Genomic DNA, 13908 nt, shown 5'->3' on the forward strand with positions numbered 1-13908 from the left:
GGTAGCGCCGGGCCATGCCCGGCGGATGCAATGGGATCAGCGCAGCGGCGAGGCCAGCACGGTGATCTCTTCACGATCGTGATAGAGCTGCTTGGCGCGCACCACCAGCGGCTTCCCGGCCTGGTCCTGGAACAGGTCCAGGCACAGCCGGGTCTCGTCCCAGCGCTTCTTCATCGGCAGCTTCAGATTGAAGATCGCATGCCTGCACCAGCCTTCGCGGAACCAGGTGGCCATGCGTTCGGCGACGCGACGCGGCTGCTCGACCATGTCGCAGACCATCCAGTCCAGCGGTTGTTCCGGGTGCCAGTGGAAGCCATCGGCGCGCAGGTGCTCGACCAGGCCGGTGTCCAGCACGTGCTGGCGCAGCGGGCCATTGTCGATGCTCAGCACGTGCATGTGCTGCCGGGTGAGCACCCAGGTCCAGCCACCGGGGGCGGCGCCAAGGTCGGCCGCGCGCATGCCGGGCTTGGCCAGCGCCTCGCGTTCTTCAGGCGTCAGTAGGGTCAACAGCGCCTCGTCCAGCTTCAGCGCCGAACGCGAAGGCGCTTCGGGCAGCAGCTTCAGGCGCGGAATGCCCAATGCCCACGGCGCGCTGTCGCCCGGGTCGGCCACGCAGACGAAGGCATGGGTACCGTCGACGAACACCACATGCAGGCGCGGCAGGCGGGTGTTCGGCTTGTCGCTGAGCTTGCCGGCCTTGCGCAGCGCCGGGCGCAGTGCATTGCCAAAGGATCGCGCCAGGCCGGACAACGGCTTGCCAGCGTCGGAATCGGGATGCTCCACCCACAGGTCGCCGAAGCGCGGCGCATCAGCCAGCACCTCCAGCATCGGCGTAATGCGGTCGGCCGGATCCAGCTGTGGCAGCTCGGCCAGCACAACCAGCTTCTGCCGCGCGAAGATCAGTTCGCGCCAGCGCAGGCGCGGTGCCAGCGCCGCGGCCTCGTCGCACATGAAAAGCACGTAGCCGTCATTGCGCTGGGTGCGTGCATAACCGGCGAAACCGGCTTCGCCGGCACGGAACTGCAGTTCGCCGGCCAGCTCGGGCTCGAAACCCTGCCGGCACAGGCACAGCAGGCCGATGCCGGTTTCAGTAACGGGCGCCATCGCTTTCCCCATAGGCACGCAGCACGCTGCGCGCGGCGTCGCGGTTCAGGCCCTGCACCACTTCGATGCCACGCTTGTTGAGCTCGCCGACCCAGTCGGCCGGCAGCGGGCCTTCGTCGAACGGGGTCAGTTCTTCGACGTCGGCTGCACTGGCACCGATCAGCAGGCGGTCGATGCCCGCCCACACGGTGGCGCCGTAGCACTGGCAGCACGGCTGCGAGCTGGTGGCCAGGGTGACCGGCGACAGCACCGCGTTCAGGCGCGGGGTCTGCAGGCGTTGCTGGGCCAGCATGTAGGCCATGTTCTCGGCGTGCGCCAGCGAGGTCGCGTGTGGCATCACCCGGTTCACGCCGGCAGCGATCACCTTGTCGTCCGGGCCGAACACCACGGCGCCGAACGGGCCGCCACTGGCGTGCTCGACGTTCAGCCGCGACAGCTCGATCGCCAGCGCGACCTTGGCCTCATCGCCCGGATATCGACGATCCAGGTCGATCTGGTCGTGGATCCAGGCGGGAAGGGTCAGGTGGACTTGCGCGTACAGCATCGCGGGGGTGCCTCGTAGGGATGGAAGAAAGTGCGGTTGCTTGGGAAACCGGCGCGCAGTGTAGCCGCACCGGCCTGTATCGGGTGTGGCGGTGGGTCAGCCGGGCGAGCCGGTGCGGATCACCACGTATTGCTTGCGGAACTCCAGCCCGGCCTGCGGCCAGCTGGCCGCATAGGCACGCAGCAGGGGCAGGGCGGCGGCGAAATCGTGGCCGTTGACCCGGCAATCGGCCTCGCACAGGCCATCGGCATCGCGCGAGGCGAACAGGCGGATGGCCAGGAACGGGCGCGCCTTCAGCAGCTCGTCGAAGGCGTCCATGCTCCTGGTGAACAGGCAGCACGGACAGGACCCATGGTCGTCCTCGCTGCAGGTGCTGGCGTCCACCTCGTGCTCGCGGTAATGCGCCAGCGGACCCAGCACCACGGTGCGTTCGTGTTCCCGGCCCTCATCGCCGGCCGGATAGGTCAGGCCCATCATTGGCAGGGCCTGTGCGTCTTCGGCGCCGATCGCGGTCTGCAGGGTCACCAGGTCCACCCGTGCCCAGGCCTGGAAGCCGGCCAGCAGCGATGTCTGTTCATCGGTACCGTTGGCGTGCTGGTACTCGAACAGGCCATCAGCGAACAGCAGCGGATGCTGGCTTTCGATGACGGTGGAGGTCTGCCAGCCCCCGTTGTCGCGCGCGTGTGCGGCCATCGCATGCGGGGTCAGGCGCAGTCCGCTGTCCAGCAGCAGCGCGTTGCCGTCGATGCGGCTGGCGACGCTGGCGTCCTGCAGGGCCTGCTGCAGCAGTGGGAGGAGGGCGGTGGACGTCGTGGTCATGTCAGGCCTGTGGATGGATCGGGTGGAGCATCCAGGCCGGGCCTGGTGCTAGCGGTCGAGCGCGTCAAGTTCGGCGCGATAGCGCTGCGCGTCGGACTGCTGCTGCGGGTCGTTGCCGTGGTCGCGCAGCCAGCTTTCCAGTTCGCGGCGATACTCCGCGCGGAAATCGGCATTGCCCGGGCTGAAATGCAGCTTGCGTGCTGCCACCTCCACGCGCTCGCGCGCGCTGGACCGGGCCTGGGCGATGCCGTGGGGTGATTCGTTGGTGAGGATGACGAAGTTGCGCGGGAAACCCGGCGTGTACTTGACCACGAACGGCTGGTCGCGCGCCGGGATGCGGATGGCGTTTTCCAGCGGCCACAGCGAGGCGGTGTTGGTGTGGAACACCGCCTCCACATCGCGCCCTTCGGCAGTGCGCAGCACCGCTTCGTAGCGCCAGATGTACTGTTCGTTGAGCGTCGAGCTGGTTCGCTCGGCCTTGACGATCACCGCTTCGCCGCGCTCGCCCACCAGGTTGAGGAAGGTGGCGTTGAGGAAGTGGCCGAGGAACATGTTGAGCATCGCCAGCGGGAATACCACGATGGCGTAGCCTGGAAAGCGTCGCCACCACGAGACCAGCCCGGCCAGCACCATCGCCGCAAAGAACGTCAGCAGCGGATGCTGCGAGATGAACCAGAGCAGGACGGACAGGGCGGTGATCATCGTCGGGGGCGTGCGGGCGCCGTGTGGGCGCCCGCGCAGGTGCTCAGGCCGACCAGGTGTCGCGCAGGGTCACGCTGCGGTTGAACACCGGCTTGGCTTCGGTGTGATCGCGGCGGTCGGCGACGAAATAGCCGGTGCGCTCGAACTGGAACGACTGCTCCGGTGCGGCGCTGGCTGCGGCCGGCTCGACATAGCCGGTGACGGTACGGCGCGATTCCGGGTTCAGGTAGTCGCGGTAGGTCTTGCCTTCCGATTCGTCGTCAGGGTTCGGCACCGAGAACAGGCGGTCGTACAGGCGGATCTCGGCCGGCACGCCGTGCACGGCGCTCACCCAGTGGATGGTGCCCTTGACCTTGCGGTTGGCGCCTTCCATGCCCGGGCGCGATTCCGGATCGAGCCAGCCGCGCAGCTCGGTGATGGTGCCGTCGGCATCCTTGATCACTTCGTCGCAGCGGATGATGCCGGCGCCACGCAGGCGCACTTCGCCGCCCGGCACCAGGCGCTTCCAGCCCTTCGGCGGCACTTCGGCGAAGTCCTCGCGATCGATCCACACTTCGCGGGCGAACGGAACTTCGCGGCTGCCGAAGCTTTCGTCCTTCGGGTGGTTGCTGAAGGTCAGCAGTTCTTCGTGGCCTTCCGGAAGGTTGGTCAGCACCAGCTTGACCGGGTCGACCACGGCCATGCGGCGCGGCGCGGCGCTGTCGAGGTCCTCGCGCAGTGCGCCTTCGAGCACGCTGAAGTCGATCAGCGAATTCTGCTTGCTGATGCCCACGCGCTCGGCGAACAGGCGCATCGCGGCCGGGGTGTAGCCACGGCGTCGCAGGCCCTGCAGGGTCGGCATGCGCGGGTCTTCCCAGCCGTCCACCAGCTGTTCAGTGACCAGCGCCATCAGCTTGCGCTTGCTCATCACCGTGTAGTTGATGTTCAGGCGCGAGAACTCGATCTGGCGCGGCTTGGCCGCTTCGCGTGGCAGCCCGGCATCGACCAGGGGCTGGGTCAGCGCGTCGTCATGGGCGAAATCGACGTTGTCCACGCACCAGTCGTACAGCGGGCGGTGGTCTTCGAATTCCAGCGTGCACAGCGAGTGCGTGATGCCCTCGATCGAATCACCCAGCGCATGGGCGAAGTCGTACATCGGGTAGATCGGCCACGCGTTGCCGGTGTTCTGGTGCTCGACGTGCTTGATGCGGTACAGCGCCGGATCGCGCAGGTTGATGTTGCCGCTGGCCATGTCGATCTTCGCGCGCAGGGTGCGCGCGCCATCGGGGAACTCACCGGCGCGCATGCGGCGGAACAGGTCGAGGTTTTCCTCGACGCTGCGGTCGCGCCATGGCGACGGACGGCCCGGCTCGGTCAGGGTGCCGCGGTAGGCGCGCACTTCCTCGGCCGACAGGTCGCAGACATAGGCCTTGCCCTGTTCGATCAGCTTCTCGGCGGCCAGGTAGTAGGCCTGGAAGTAGTCCGAGGCGTGGCGCAGCTCGTTCCAGCTGAAGCCCAGCCAGCGCACGTCGTCCTGGATCGCGGCCACGTATTCCGGATCTTCCTTGGCCGGGTTGGTGTCATCGAAGCGCAGGTTGCAGACGCCGCTGAATTCACCGGCGATGCCGAAGTTCAGGCAGATCGACTTGGCGTGACCGATGTGCAGGTAGCCGTTCGGCTCCGGCGGGAAGCGGGTCTTGATCGCCTGGTGCTTTCCGCTGGCCAGGTCCTCGCGCACGATCTGGCGGATGAAATCGCGTTTCTCGTGGCTGTCGGCGGGGGTCTCGGGGCTGGCGGGGGTGTGCTCGGACATGAGTCGGCGAAAAGAAAGGCAGAAAGACCAACAGTCTAGCGCGTACGGGGCAGAACTGCCGGGGTTGCCGGCCAGCGGCCGGCAACTCTCGGATCCCGCCCTCTCCACCATTCAGCCCCCAGGCGTATGCTGGACCCTTGTCCCGAGGAGCCGCCGCATGCACATCGTGTACAAGGCCGACAATCTGTTCGACGCCCATCTGGTCAAGCACGCCCTGGAAGACGCCGGTATCCCCGCGTTCGTGTTCGGAGAGCAGCTGCTGGGCGGGATGGGCGAGCTGCCGCTGTTTGGCGTGCTGCGGGTCGGCATCCCCGATGCGGCGCGGCCGCAGGCCGAGGACATCGTGGCGGCGCTGGACTTGGGCCAGGCCCCGTCCGACCCCATTTCCGATGCAGACGACATTGCCGGCCTTCCGGCGTAGGAGCGCATCATGTTGGGAATTGGCCAGGGCATCCTCGGCATCGGCGCCTTCAAGCAGCGCCTGCCGCGCCCGGAAGAGGCGCTACCGGGGCGTGACCAACCGCTGCCGCTGCACAGCAACCAGCACTTCGTGAACAGCCATCCGCTGAAGGACCGTTTCGCCGGCCTGCAGCAGATCCGCTTTGCGCTGGGCTGTTTCTGGGGCGCCGAGCGCAAGTTCTGGACCGAGCCGGGCGTGTACAGCACCTCGGTCGGCTATGCAGGTGGCATCACGCCGAACCCGACCTATGAAGAGGTCTGCTCGGGCCTGACCGGCCACACCGAAGTGGTGCAGGTGGTGTTCGACCCGGCGGTGGTGAGCCTGGAGCGGCTGCTGCAGCTGTTCTGGGAAAGCCACGATCCAACCCAGGGCATGCGTCAGGGCAACGACACCGGCACCCAGTACCGCTCGGCGATCCATGCCACCGACGAGGCCCAGTACAAGGCCGCGCTGGCCAGCCGCGAGGCCTACCAGACGCAGCTGGCTGCGGCCGGCTACGGCCCGATCACCACCGAGATCGTGTACCCGGCACCGGCGTACTACTACGCCGAGGAATACCACCAGCAGTACCTGGCGAAGAATCCGAACGGCTACTGCGGCATCGGCGGCACCGGCGTGAGCTGCCCGATCGGGTTGGATGTGGAGGCGCCGCGCTGACGCGCGGTGGTCCGCCTGCGGCGGGCTGAAGCTGAAAGCAACTGCCAAAGCCAAAGCCAAAGCGGCTCTGGGTTGCTGATGGTTTGGCGGGACGGGTACAGATGGCGGGACACGCCGTAAACCCGTCCCTGGGGGCTCGGCCACGGCATCCATGCCGTGGACGGTCCCGCCATCTGTACCCGTCCCGCCTCCGATCATTTCCCGGTGACGGTGGGCAGGAGCAGTGGATTACTGACGAACTGAAGGAAAACAAAAAGGACGCGGCGTTCGCCGCGTCCTTCTTGTTTGATCCTGCAGTGCTTTCTGTAGAGCGGAGCCATGCTCCGCTCCAAGCAAGCGAAGCGCGCGACCCGCTGTTGCTCTTCTTTCTTTCTTCCGTGGCGGGTGGCCACCGGAAACTGTCAGAGGGCGGGCGGGTTGGGTTCGCGGGAGTGTCCGCCGCATGGATGCGGCGGCCAAGCCTCCAGGGATGGATTCACGGCGTCTCCCGCGAACCCAACCCGCCCGACCCAGCGCGGCTTTTTGCTCTTTGCGGCCAACCGACCTGCCACGAGGGGCTCAGTCGTTGGCCGGAATCCTCACAGTGCCGCGCGGATCCGCTCGCGCAGCGCTTCCAGATCCTTGGCAAACGCATCGATGCCGGTCGCCAGCTTCTCGGTGGCCATCGGATCGGCCGCCAGATCCGCCGCGAACTTGGCCGCATCGATCGGGGTCACCGCCGCGCCATCGGCGGCACCGGCCACCAGCTTGCGCGGCAGCTCGCCGTGGTCGGCGTCCAGCTTCTCCAGCAGGTCCGGCGAAATCGTCAGGCGGTCGCAGCCGGCCAGTGCTTCGATCTGCGCGGTCGAACGGAACGAGGCGCCCATCACCACCGTCGGCGAACCGCGACGCTTGAATTCGGCATACACGCCGCGCACGAACTTCACGCCCGGGTCTTCATCGATGGTGGCCGGGGCCTGTCCGTTGGCCACGTACCAGTCCAGGATGCGGCCGACGAACGGCGAGATCAGGAACGCCCCGGCTTCGCTGCAGGCCAGCGCCTGGGTCGGGTTGAAGATCAGGGTCAGGTTGCAGTCGATGCCCTCGGCCTGCAGGATGCGTGCGGCTTCCACGCCTTCCCAGGTCGCGGCGATCTTGATCAGGATCTTCTCGCGCGGCACGCCGGCATCGGCGTACATCTGGATGAACTGGCGGGCCTTGGCCACGGTGGCAGCGGTGTCGTGAGCCAGGTCGGCATCCACCTCGGTGGACACCCGGCCCGGCACCAGCGTGCTCAGCAGCGCGCCGACGCCGATGGTCAGGCGGTCGGCCACGGCGTGCACCACGGCTTCGCGGTCGCCCGTCTGCTGGCGGCCCCAGGCCAGTTCGCGTTCGATCAGCTCGGCGTAGACCGGCAGGTCCAGCGCCTTCTTCACCAGGGTCGGATTGGTGGTGCAGTCCACCGGCTGCAGGCGCTTGATCGCCTCGTAGTCACCGGTATCGGCAACGACCACGGACAGTTCGCGCAGCTGGGACAGTTTGGACGGGGTACTCATTACGGCTCCTGGGGCAGGGGGATCGAATCGCGCGCGGTGCGCAGCGGTAATCAGGGGCGGTCGTTGTGGACCGCGGTCACGCGCAGGCGCAGCTTGCGGCCGCCGGGCGCGTTCCAGTCGATGCTCTGGCCGATCGAAAGGCCGAGCAGGGCACTGCCGACCGGGGCCAGCACGGAAACCTTGCCTTCATCGACGTTGGCTTCGCGGGGGAAGACCAGGGTCAGGACGTGCTTCTCGCCCGACACTTCATCTTCGCACTCCACGCGCGAATGCATCATGACGATGCCTTCGGGAATCTGGTCCGGTGCCAGCACGGTGGCCCGGTTGAGTTCTTCAGCAAGCGCGAGCGCGGCAGGCGTCTGGCTCAGCGCGGGAGATTCGAGCATGGCGTCCAGGCGGTCCATGTCGAAGGTGGAAACGGTGATCGACGGCGGCAGGCCGCTGGCGGTACTCATGGTGAAGCTCCTTGGTTGAAAGCCATGCAAAAGGCGGCACCTGCTGGCGCCGCCTGTCTGTATTGTGGGGACAAATGCGGCCGGAATCGACTCCTGCCGATTCCAGGCCGGTACTGCGGGGGGCTCAGCCGTTCAGCGCGGGGCCGGGCAGGGCGGGTGCATCGCTGCCGGCATCGAGCGCCTCCAGGGTGAACAGCGCCTGCGGCAGGCGCTTGAACTGGTCGGCCAGGTCCATCAGGAAGTCGTTCATGGCCGAGCTGCGGCGCCAGATCATGGCGATGCGGCGGCTGGGACGGCCTTCGCCGGTGAAGTCGAGCAGGCGGATGTTGTTCGAGCGCGGCACTGGCGGCTGCACCGACAGACTCGGCAGCAGGGTGATGCCGACGTCGGCGGCGACCATCTGCCGCAGCGTTTCCAGGCTGGTGGCGCGGAACTCGGACTTCTCGTTGGCGCCGAACAGGCGGCAGACTTCCAGCGCCTGGTCGCGCAGGCAATGGCCGTCCTCCAGCAGCAGCAGCTTCTGCGTGGCCAGTTCCTGCACGTCCAGGTGCTCGCGACGTGCCAGCGGGTGGCGACCGGAGACGGCCAGCAGGAACGGTTCCTCGAACAGGAACTCGGCATGCAGCTGGTCGTCGATCACCGGCAGCGCCAGCAATGCAGCGTCGAGCTTGCCTTCGCGCAGGCGGTCCAGCAGCACATCGCTCTTTTCCTCGACCAGCAGCAGTTCCAGCTCCGGGAAGCGCTCGCGGATGCGCGGGATCACATGCGGCAGCAGGTACGGGCCGAGGGTCGGGAAGATCCCCAGGCGCACCGTACCGGCTTCCGGATCGCGGCTGCGTCGCGCCGCTTCCTTCAGCTGTTCCACTTCGGACACGATCACCCGCGCCCGTGCGGCCGCTTCCTGGCCGGCCGGGGTCAGCATCACCTTGCGCGGTGCGCGTTCCACCAGCGGCAGGCCGAGCTCTTCCTCCAGCTTGCGGATCTGCGTGGACAACGTCGGCTGGCTGACAAAGCAGGACGCGGCAGCCCGGCCGAAATGCTTGTGGTCGGCCAGGGCTACCAGGTACTTCAGATCACGTAGGTTCATCCTTACACCCCAGGGGTAACGGACCGGCTGACGGCGTGGTTACCCGACAGGCAGGCAATGTTCCCGGTGATCTGGGAACGGTGGATCAGGCCGCTTCAGCAACGGCACCGCTGCTGTTGCTCACCGACGAGCGGATCAGGTGGTCGAACGCGCTCAGTGCGGCGGTGGAACCGGCGCCCATGGCGATGATGATCTGCTTGTAGGGCACCGTCGTGCAATCGCCAGCAGCAAACACACCCGGCAGGTTGGTCTGGCCGCGATCGTCGATGACGATCTCGCCACGCGGCGACAGCGCCACCACATCCTTCAGCCACTCGGTGTTGGGCAGCAGGCCGATCTGCACGAAGATGCCTTCCAGCTCGACGCGGTGGGCATCGCCGCCGATGCGGTCCTTGTAGACCAGGCCGGTGACCTTGCTGCCGTCGCCGAGCACTTCGGTGGTCTGTGCGCTGGTCAGCACGGTGACGTTGCCCAGGCTGCGCAGCTTCTTCTGCAGCACTTCGTCGGCACGCAGGCTGGAATCGAACTCCAGCAGGGTTACATGCGACACGATGCCGGCTAGGTCGATGGCCGCTTCCACACCGGAGTTGCCGCCGCCGATCACCGCCACGCGCTTGCCCTTGAACAGCGGACCATCGCAGTGCGGGCAGTAGGCCACGCCCTTGTTGCGGTACTGGTCCTCGCCCGGCACGTTCATCTGCCGCCAGCGCGCGCCGGTGGACAGGATCACCGAACGCGACTTCAGCACCGCGCCGTTCTCCAGCTGCACCTGCACCAGGCCGTCTTCGCCGGCCGGCACCAGCGCACTGGCGCGCTGCAGGTTCATGATGTCCACGTCGTACTCGCGCACATGCTGCTCCAGCGCCGTGGCCAGCTTCGGGCCTTCGGTTTCCTTCACCGAGATGAAGTTCTCGATCGCCATGGTGTCCAGCACCTGGCCACCGAAGCGCTCGGCAGCGATGCCGGTACGGATGCCCTTGCGCGCGGCATAGATCGCCGCTGCGGCGCCAGCCGGGCCACCACCGACCACCAGTACGTCGAAAGCATCCTTGGCGGCGATCTTCTCGGCATCGCGCTTGCTGGCATTGGTGTCCAGCTTGGCCACGATCTGCTCCAGGGTCATGCGGCCCTGGTCGAACACTTCACCGTTGAGGTACACGGTCGGCACCGACATGATCTCGCGCTTCTCGACTTCGTCCTGGAACAGCGCACCATCGATGGCCACGTGCTGGATGCGTGGGTTGAGTACCGCGGCCAGGTTCAGCGCCTGCACCACGTCCGGGCAGTTCTGGCAGGACAGCGAGAAGTAGGTTTCGAACTTGTATTCACCTTCCAGGTTCTGCACCTGCTCGATCAGCTCGGCGGTGGCCTTGGACGGGTGGCCGCCGACCTGCAGCAGGGCCAGCACCAGCGAGGTGAACTCGTGACCCATCGGCAGGCCGGCGAAGGTCAGGTGGATGTCCTGGCCCGGCGTGCCCAGGTCGAAGGACGGCACGCGGCCCTGGCCATCGCGCAGGACCTGCAGCGTGATCTTGTCCGAAAGGTTTTCCAGGGTCTGCAGCAGTTCCAGCATTTCCTGCGATTTGGCGCCGTCGTCGGCGTGCGCGGTGATCTGGATCGGGCGGGTCACGCGCTCCAGATAGGTCTTCAGCTGCGACTGCAGGTTGGCGTCCAACATCGGGTCATCTCCTGGCTTCAGGCAAACAGGGGGCGTGGCACCGCTGTAGAAGGTAGCGGACCAGCAGGGGGTAGGGGTGAACCCAAGACAGCGACCGTGGAAGGGGCTGGCTGGCCAAGGCGGGCGAGCGTTGGCTGTCTTGGGTTCACCCCCACGCCGGCGGGGGGACCGGCACGGGGATGAAGGGCGCGCCGTGGCGTGGGGCCACGGCAGGCCGGTACTACTTTAGATCTTGCCGACCAGGTCCAGCGACGGGGTCAGGGTCTTCTCGCCTTCCTTCCACTTGGCCGGGCAGACCTGGTTCGGGTTGGCGGCGGTGAACTGGGCAGCCTTGAGCTTGCGCAGGGTCTCGGACACGTCACGGGCGATCTCGTTGGAGTGGATCTCCAGGGTCTTGATCACGCCTTCCGGGTTGATGATGAAGGTGCCGCGCAGGGCCAGGCCTTCTTCTTCAATGTGCACGCCGAAGGCGCGGGTCAGCTGGTGGGTCGGATCGCCGACCAGCGGGAACTGGGCCTTGCCGACGGCCGGCGAGGTCTCGTGCCACACCTTGTGCGAGAAGTGGGTGTCGGTGGTGACGATGTAGACCTCGGCGCCGGCCTTCTTGAACTCGGCGTAGTGGTCAGCGGCGTCTTCGATCTCGGTCGGGCAGTTGAAGGTGAAGGCGGCCGGCATGAAGATCAGGACGGACCACTGGCCCTTCAGGCTGGCGTCGGAAACCTTGATGAACTCGCCGTTGTGGTAGGCGTTGGCTTCGAACGGCTGGATCTGGGTATTGATGAGGGACATCATTTTTCCTCTTGGTGAAGGGGAGTGGGTGAATCGACAGGAGCTAGGTTACCCATTCGCTCGCGATAAGAACAATCCATTGATTGCATCTATTTGATAGATGGAGTCTATCAAATGGCCATGAGCGGGCACTGAACCCTGCCGCTCCCATCCTGCAACTGCTTGTGTGACAAGGAAAATCGACCGGGACGTGTAAAGAGGGCTGATAGCCCCTCCTTATACCCTCTTGCGAAACCTGAACGGATTCCAGCTTTTTGTAGCGTCGAGCCATGCTCGACGGTGGATCTGTAGAGCCGAGCCGATGCTCGGCTGTTCCAGCAGCAGCCGAGCATCGGCTCGGCCCTACAATTGAGGCATGTCTTTCCAACCCGAACCCACCCTGCGTCAGGTCGTAGCTGACGCCAGTGCCCGCTTGGGCGGTGTCGACGCCCGCCACGAAGCCGAACTGCTGCTGCTGCATGTACTGGAGCGCCCGCGCAGCTGGCTGTTCGCCCATGCCACCGATCCGCTGGCCGCCAATGACCAGGCCGCCTTCGAAGCCTTGCTGGCCCGCCGTGTGGCCGGTGAGCCGGTTGCCTACCTGACCGGGCGCCGCGGTTTCTGGACGCTGGACCTGGAGGTCGACCCGGCCACGCTGATCCCGCGCCCGGAAACCGAGCTGCTGGTCGAGTTGGCGCTGGAGCGACTGCCGCCGGACCAGGCGTTGCAGCTGGCCGACCTCGGTACCGGCAGCGGTGCGATCGCACTGGCACTGGCCAGCGAACGGCCCCGGGCACAGGTGCTGGCCACCGATGCCAGCCCGGGCGCGCTGGCCGTGGCCGCGCGCAATGCGGCCCGCCATGAACTGGACAACGTCCGTTTCGCCGAGGGCGGGCACGACTGGTATGCGCCGCTGCAGGGCGTGCGCTTCGACCTGATCGCCAGCAATCCGCCGTACATCGCCAGCAACGACTCGCACCTGGAACAGGGCGACCTGCGCTTCGAACCGTCTACCGCGCTGGCCTCGGGCATGGACGGCCTGGATGACATCCGCCGCATCGTCGATGGTGGTCAGGCCCACCTGCGGCCCGGCGGTTGGTTGCTGATCGAGCACGGTTGGGACCAGGGCGCGGCGATCCGCGCACTGTTCGAGGCGACGGGATTTGCCGAGGTGCAGACCGTGCAGGACCTGGAGCAGCGCGACCGCATCACCCTGGGCCGGCGTCCGGCCTAGAATGGAGGTTCTCCTGCCCCGGCAGGGCATCACCCTGGAGCTGCAAGCATGCGTACGCTGTACCCCGCCATCACCCCCTACGACGTCGGCACCCTGAAGGTCGACGACCGCCACACGCTGTACTTCGAACAGTGCGGCAACCCGGAAGGCAAGCCGGTGGTGATGCTGCATGGTGGCCCGGGTGGCGGCTGCAGCGACAAGATGCGCCAGTTCCACGATCCGTCCAAGTACCGCATCATCCTGTTCGATCAGCGCGGTGCCGGCCGTTCCACCCCGCACGCGGACCTGGTGGACAACACCACCTGGGACCTCGTCGCCGATATCGAGAAGCTGCGCGAGCACCTGAAGGTCGATCGCTGGCAGGTGTTCGGTGGCAGCTGGGGCTCGACCCTGGCGCTGGCCTATGCCGAGACCCATCCGCAGCGCGTGACCGAACTGGTCCTGCGCGGCATCTTCATGCTGCGTCGCTGGGAGCTGGAATGGTTCTACCAGGAAGGCGCCAACCGCCTGTTCCCGGATGCGTGGGAGCACTACCTCAAGCCGATTCCGCTGGTGGAGCGTCATGACCTTATCTCGGCCTTCCACCGCCGCCTGACCAGCGAAGACGAGACCACCCGCCTGGAAGCGGCCAAGGCGTGGGCGGTGTGGGAAGGCGCGACCAGCTTCCTGCACGTCGATGATGACTTCATCAACAGCCACGAAGACCCGCATTTCGCGCTGGCGTTTGCCCGCATCGAGAACCACTACTTCGTCAACGGCGGCTTCTTCGAGGTGGAAGACCAGCTGCTGCGCGATGCACACCGCATCGCCGACATTCCGGGCGTGATCGTGCACGGCCGCTACGACGTGGTCTGCCCGCTGGCCAACGCCTGGGACCTGACCAAGGTGTGGCCGAAGGCGAAGCTGGAAATCACCCCGGCCTCGGGCCATTCGGCGTTCGAGGCCGAGAACGTGGACGCGCTGGTGCGCGCCACCGATAGCTTCGCCTGATCGGTAGTGCCGGTCGCTGGCCGGCAACGCTTCACCATTCGCGCCGGGCATCGCCCGGCGCTACCGGCCTCATCCACGCATGG

Annotated in this window: 14 protein-coding genes; 4 read left to right on the forward strand and 10 right to left on the reverse strand. The window is 66.6% G+C overall.

The features are described 5' to 3' along the window. Positions 1-36: 36 nt before the first annotated feature. From rlmM to ACM0O9_RS00260, 5 genes are all read right to left on the reverse strand, one after another. Entirely contained in the window at positions 37-1104 is a 1068-nt protein-coding gene (gene rlmM, locus ACM0O9_RS00240; RefSeq protein ID WP_053501233.1) for a 23S rRNA (cytidine(2498)-2'-O)-methyltransferase RlmM, read from the reverse strand. Continuing rightward, the gene (locus ACM0O9_RS00245) at positions 1088-1648 is read right to left on the reverse strand and encodes a nucleoside deaminase (RefSeq protein ID WP_005415358.1); all 561 of its coding nucleotides are present in this window, start codon (positions 1646-1648) and stop codon (positions 1088-1090) included. The genes rlmM and ACM0O9_RS00245 overlap by 17 nt, the downstream gene beginning before the upstream one ends. Positions 1649-1744: 96 nt before the next feature. Beyond that, complete coding sequence (locus ACM0O9_RS00250) at positions 1745-2467, reverse strand: DUF6348 family protein (protein ID WP_005415359.1); 723 nt, start codon at positions 2465-2467, stop codon at positions 1745-1747. Positions 2468-2515: 48 nt separating this feature from the next. Beyond that, positions 2516-3169 carry a hypothetical protein gene (locus ACM0O9_RS00255; protein ID WP_414604099.1) on the reverse strand — a complete coding sequence of 218 codons (654 nt, stop codon included), beginning with the start codon at positions 3167-3169 and terminating at the stop codon, positions 2516-2518. Between the two features lie 43 nt (positions 3170-3212). Continuing rightward, positions 3213-4961 carry a glutamine--tRNA ligase/YqeY domain fusion protein gene (locus tag ACM0O9_RS00260; protein ID WP_005415361.1) on the reverse strand — a complete coding sequence of 583 codons (1749 nt, stop codon included), beginning with the start codon at positions 4959-4961 and terminating at the stop codon, positions 3213-3215. 157 nt (positions 4962-5118) lie between these two features. Here ACM0O9_RS00260 and ACM0O9_RS00265 point away from each other — a divergent pair, with 157 nt between their 5' ends. Together ACM0O9_RS00265 and msrA are read left to right on the forward strand one after the other, a co-directional pair. Then, positions 5119-5382, forward strand: a complete 264-nt coding sequence (locus ACM0O9_RS00265; protein WP_005415362.1) for a putative signal transducing protein — start codon at positions 5119-5121, stop codon at positions 5380-5382. A 30-nt stretch (positions 5383-5412) separates the two neighbouring features. Next, the gene (gene msrA, locus ACM0O9_RS00270; RefSeq protein WP_235649871.1) at positions 5413-6078 is read left to right on the forward strand and encodes a peptide-methionine (S)-S-oxide reductase MsrA; all 666 of its coding nucleotides are present in this window, start codon (positions 5413-5415) and stop codon (positions 6076-6078) included. Between the two features lie 578 nt (positions 6079-6656). Here the strand turns inward: msrA and ACM0O9_RS00275 are convergent. The 5 genes from ACM0O9_RS00275 to ahpC all read right to left on the reverse strand — a co-directional run bounded on the left by ACM0O9_RS00275 (position 6657) and on the right by ahpC (position 11622). Then, positions 6657-7613 carry a transaldolase gene (locus ACM0O9_RS00275; protein WP_072167897.1) on the reverse strand — a complete coding sequence of 319 codons (957 nt, stop codon included), beginning with the start codon at positions 7611-7613 and terminating at the stop codon, positions 6657-6659. 50 nt (positions 7614-7663) lie between these two features. Beyond that, positions 7664-8068, reverse strand: coding sequence for a nucleoside diphosphate kinase regulator (gene rnk, locus ACM0O9_RS00280; RefSeq protein ID WP_005408156.1), 405 nt, complete (start codon positions 8066-8068; stop codon positions 7664-7666). Positions 8069-8192: 124 nt separating this feature from the next. Beyond that, on the reverse strand, positions 8193-9155 hold the full coding sequence (locus tag ACM0O9_RS00285; protein WP_049414506.1) for a LysR substrate-binding domain-containing protein: 963 nt from the start codon (positions 9153-9155) through the stop codon (positions 8193-8195). An 85-nt stretch (positions 9156-9240) separates the two neighbouring features. Then, positions 9241-10833, reverse strand: coding sequence for an alkyl hydroperoxide reductase subunit F (gene ahpF, locus ACM0O9_RS00290; RefSeq protein ID WP_005415367.1), 1593 nt, complete (start codon positions 10831-10833; stop codon positions 9241-9243). Between the two features lie 225 nt (positions 10834-11058). Further along, entirely contained in the window at positions 11059-11622 is a 564-nt protein-coding gene (ahpC, locus tag ACM0O9_RS00295; protein ID WP_005415368.1) for an alkyl hydroperoxide reductase subunit C, read from the reverse strand. A 355-nt stretch (positions 11623-11977) separates the two neighbouring features. Between ahpC and prmC the strand changes: the two genes are divergently transcribed. Together prmC and pip are read left to right on the forward strand one after the other, a co-directional pair. Then, positions 11978-12835, forward strand: coding sequence for a peptide chain release factor N(5)-glutamine methyltransferase (gene prmC / locus ACM0O9_RS00300; RefSeq protein ID WP_235649815.1), 858 nt, complete (start codon positions 11978-11980; stop codon positions 12833-12835). A gap of 48 nt (positions 12836-12883) precedes the next feature. Then, positions 12884-13825, forward strand: a complete 942-nt coding sequence (gene pip / locus ACM0O9_RS00305; protein WP_019661138.1) for a prolyl aminopeptidase — start codon at positions 12884-12886, stop codon at positions 13823-13825. The last annotated feature ends 83 nt before the right edge of the window (positions 13826-13908 follow it).

Source organism: Stenotrophomonas sp. FR012 (assembly GCF_047520565.2).
Lineage (GTDB): Bacteria > Pseudomonadota > Gammaproteobacteria > Xanthomonadales > Xanthomonadaceae > Stenotrophomonas > Stenotrophomonas sepilia.

What these genes read in the sequence shown, in the direction of transcription:
- prmC (WP_235649815.1), top strand. Translation starts at nt 11,978, where the DNA reads ATGTCTTTCCAACCCGAACCCACCCTGCGTCAGGTCGTAGCTGACGCC.
- ACM0O9_RS00245 (WP_005415358.1), bottom strand. Translation starts at nt 1,648, where the DNA reads ATGCTGTACGCGCAAGTCCACCTGACCCTTCCCGCCTGGATCCACGAC.
- ahpC (WP_005415368.1), bottom strand. Translation starts at nt 11,622, where the DNA reads ATGTCCCTCATCAATACCCAGATCCAGCCGTTCGAAGCCAACGCCTAC.
- ACM0O9_RS00285 (WP_049414506.1), bottom strand. Translation starts at nt 9,155, where the DNA reads ATGAACCTACGTGATCTGAAGTACCTGGTAGCCCTGGCCGACCACAAG.
- pip (WP_019661138.1), top strand. Translation starts at nt 12,884, where the DNA reads ATGCGTACGCTGTACCCCGCCATCACCCCCTACGACGTCGGCACCCTG.
- ACM0O9_RS00275 (WP_072167897.1), bottom strand. Translation starts at nt 7,613, where the DNA reads ATGAGTACCCCGTCCAAACTGTCCCAGCTGCGCGAACTGTCCGTGGTC.
- ACM0O9_RS00255 (WP_414604099.1), bottom strand. Translation starts at nt 3,169, where the DNA reads ATGATCACCGCCCTGTCCGTCCTGCTCTGGTTCATCTCGCAGCATCCG.
- ACM0O9_RS00250 (WP_005415359.1), bottom strand. Translation starts at nt 2,467, where the DNA reads ATGACCACGACGTCCACCGCCCTCCTCCCACTGCTGCAGCAGGCCCTG.
- rnk (WP_005408156.1), bottom strand. Translation starts at nt 8,068, where the DNA reads ATGAGTACCGCCAGCGGCCTGCCGCCGTCGATCACCGTTTCCACCTTC.
- ahpF (WP_005415367.1), bottom strand. Translation starts at nt 10,833, where the DNA reads ATGTTGGACGCCAACCTGCAGTCGCAGCTGAAGACCTATCTGGAGCGC.
- ACM0O9_RS00265 (WP_005415362.1), top strand. Translation starts at nt 5,119, where the DNA reads ATGCACATCGTGTACAAGGCCGACAATCTGTTCGACGCCCATCTGGTC.
- ACM0O9_RS00260 (WP_005415361.1), bottom strand. Translation starts at nt 4,961, where the DNA reads ATGTCCGAGCACACCCCCGCCAGCCCCGAGACCCCCGCCGACAGCCAC.
- rlmM (WP_053501233.1), bottom strand. Translation starts at nt 1,104, where the DNA reads ATGGCGCCCGTTACTGAAACCGGCATCGGCCTGCTGTGCCTGTGCCGG.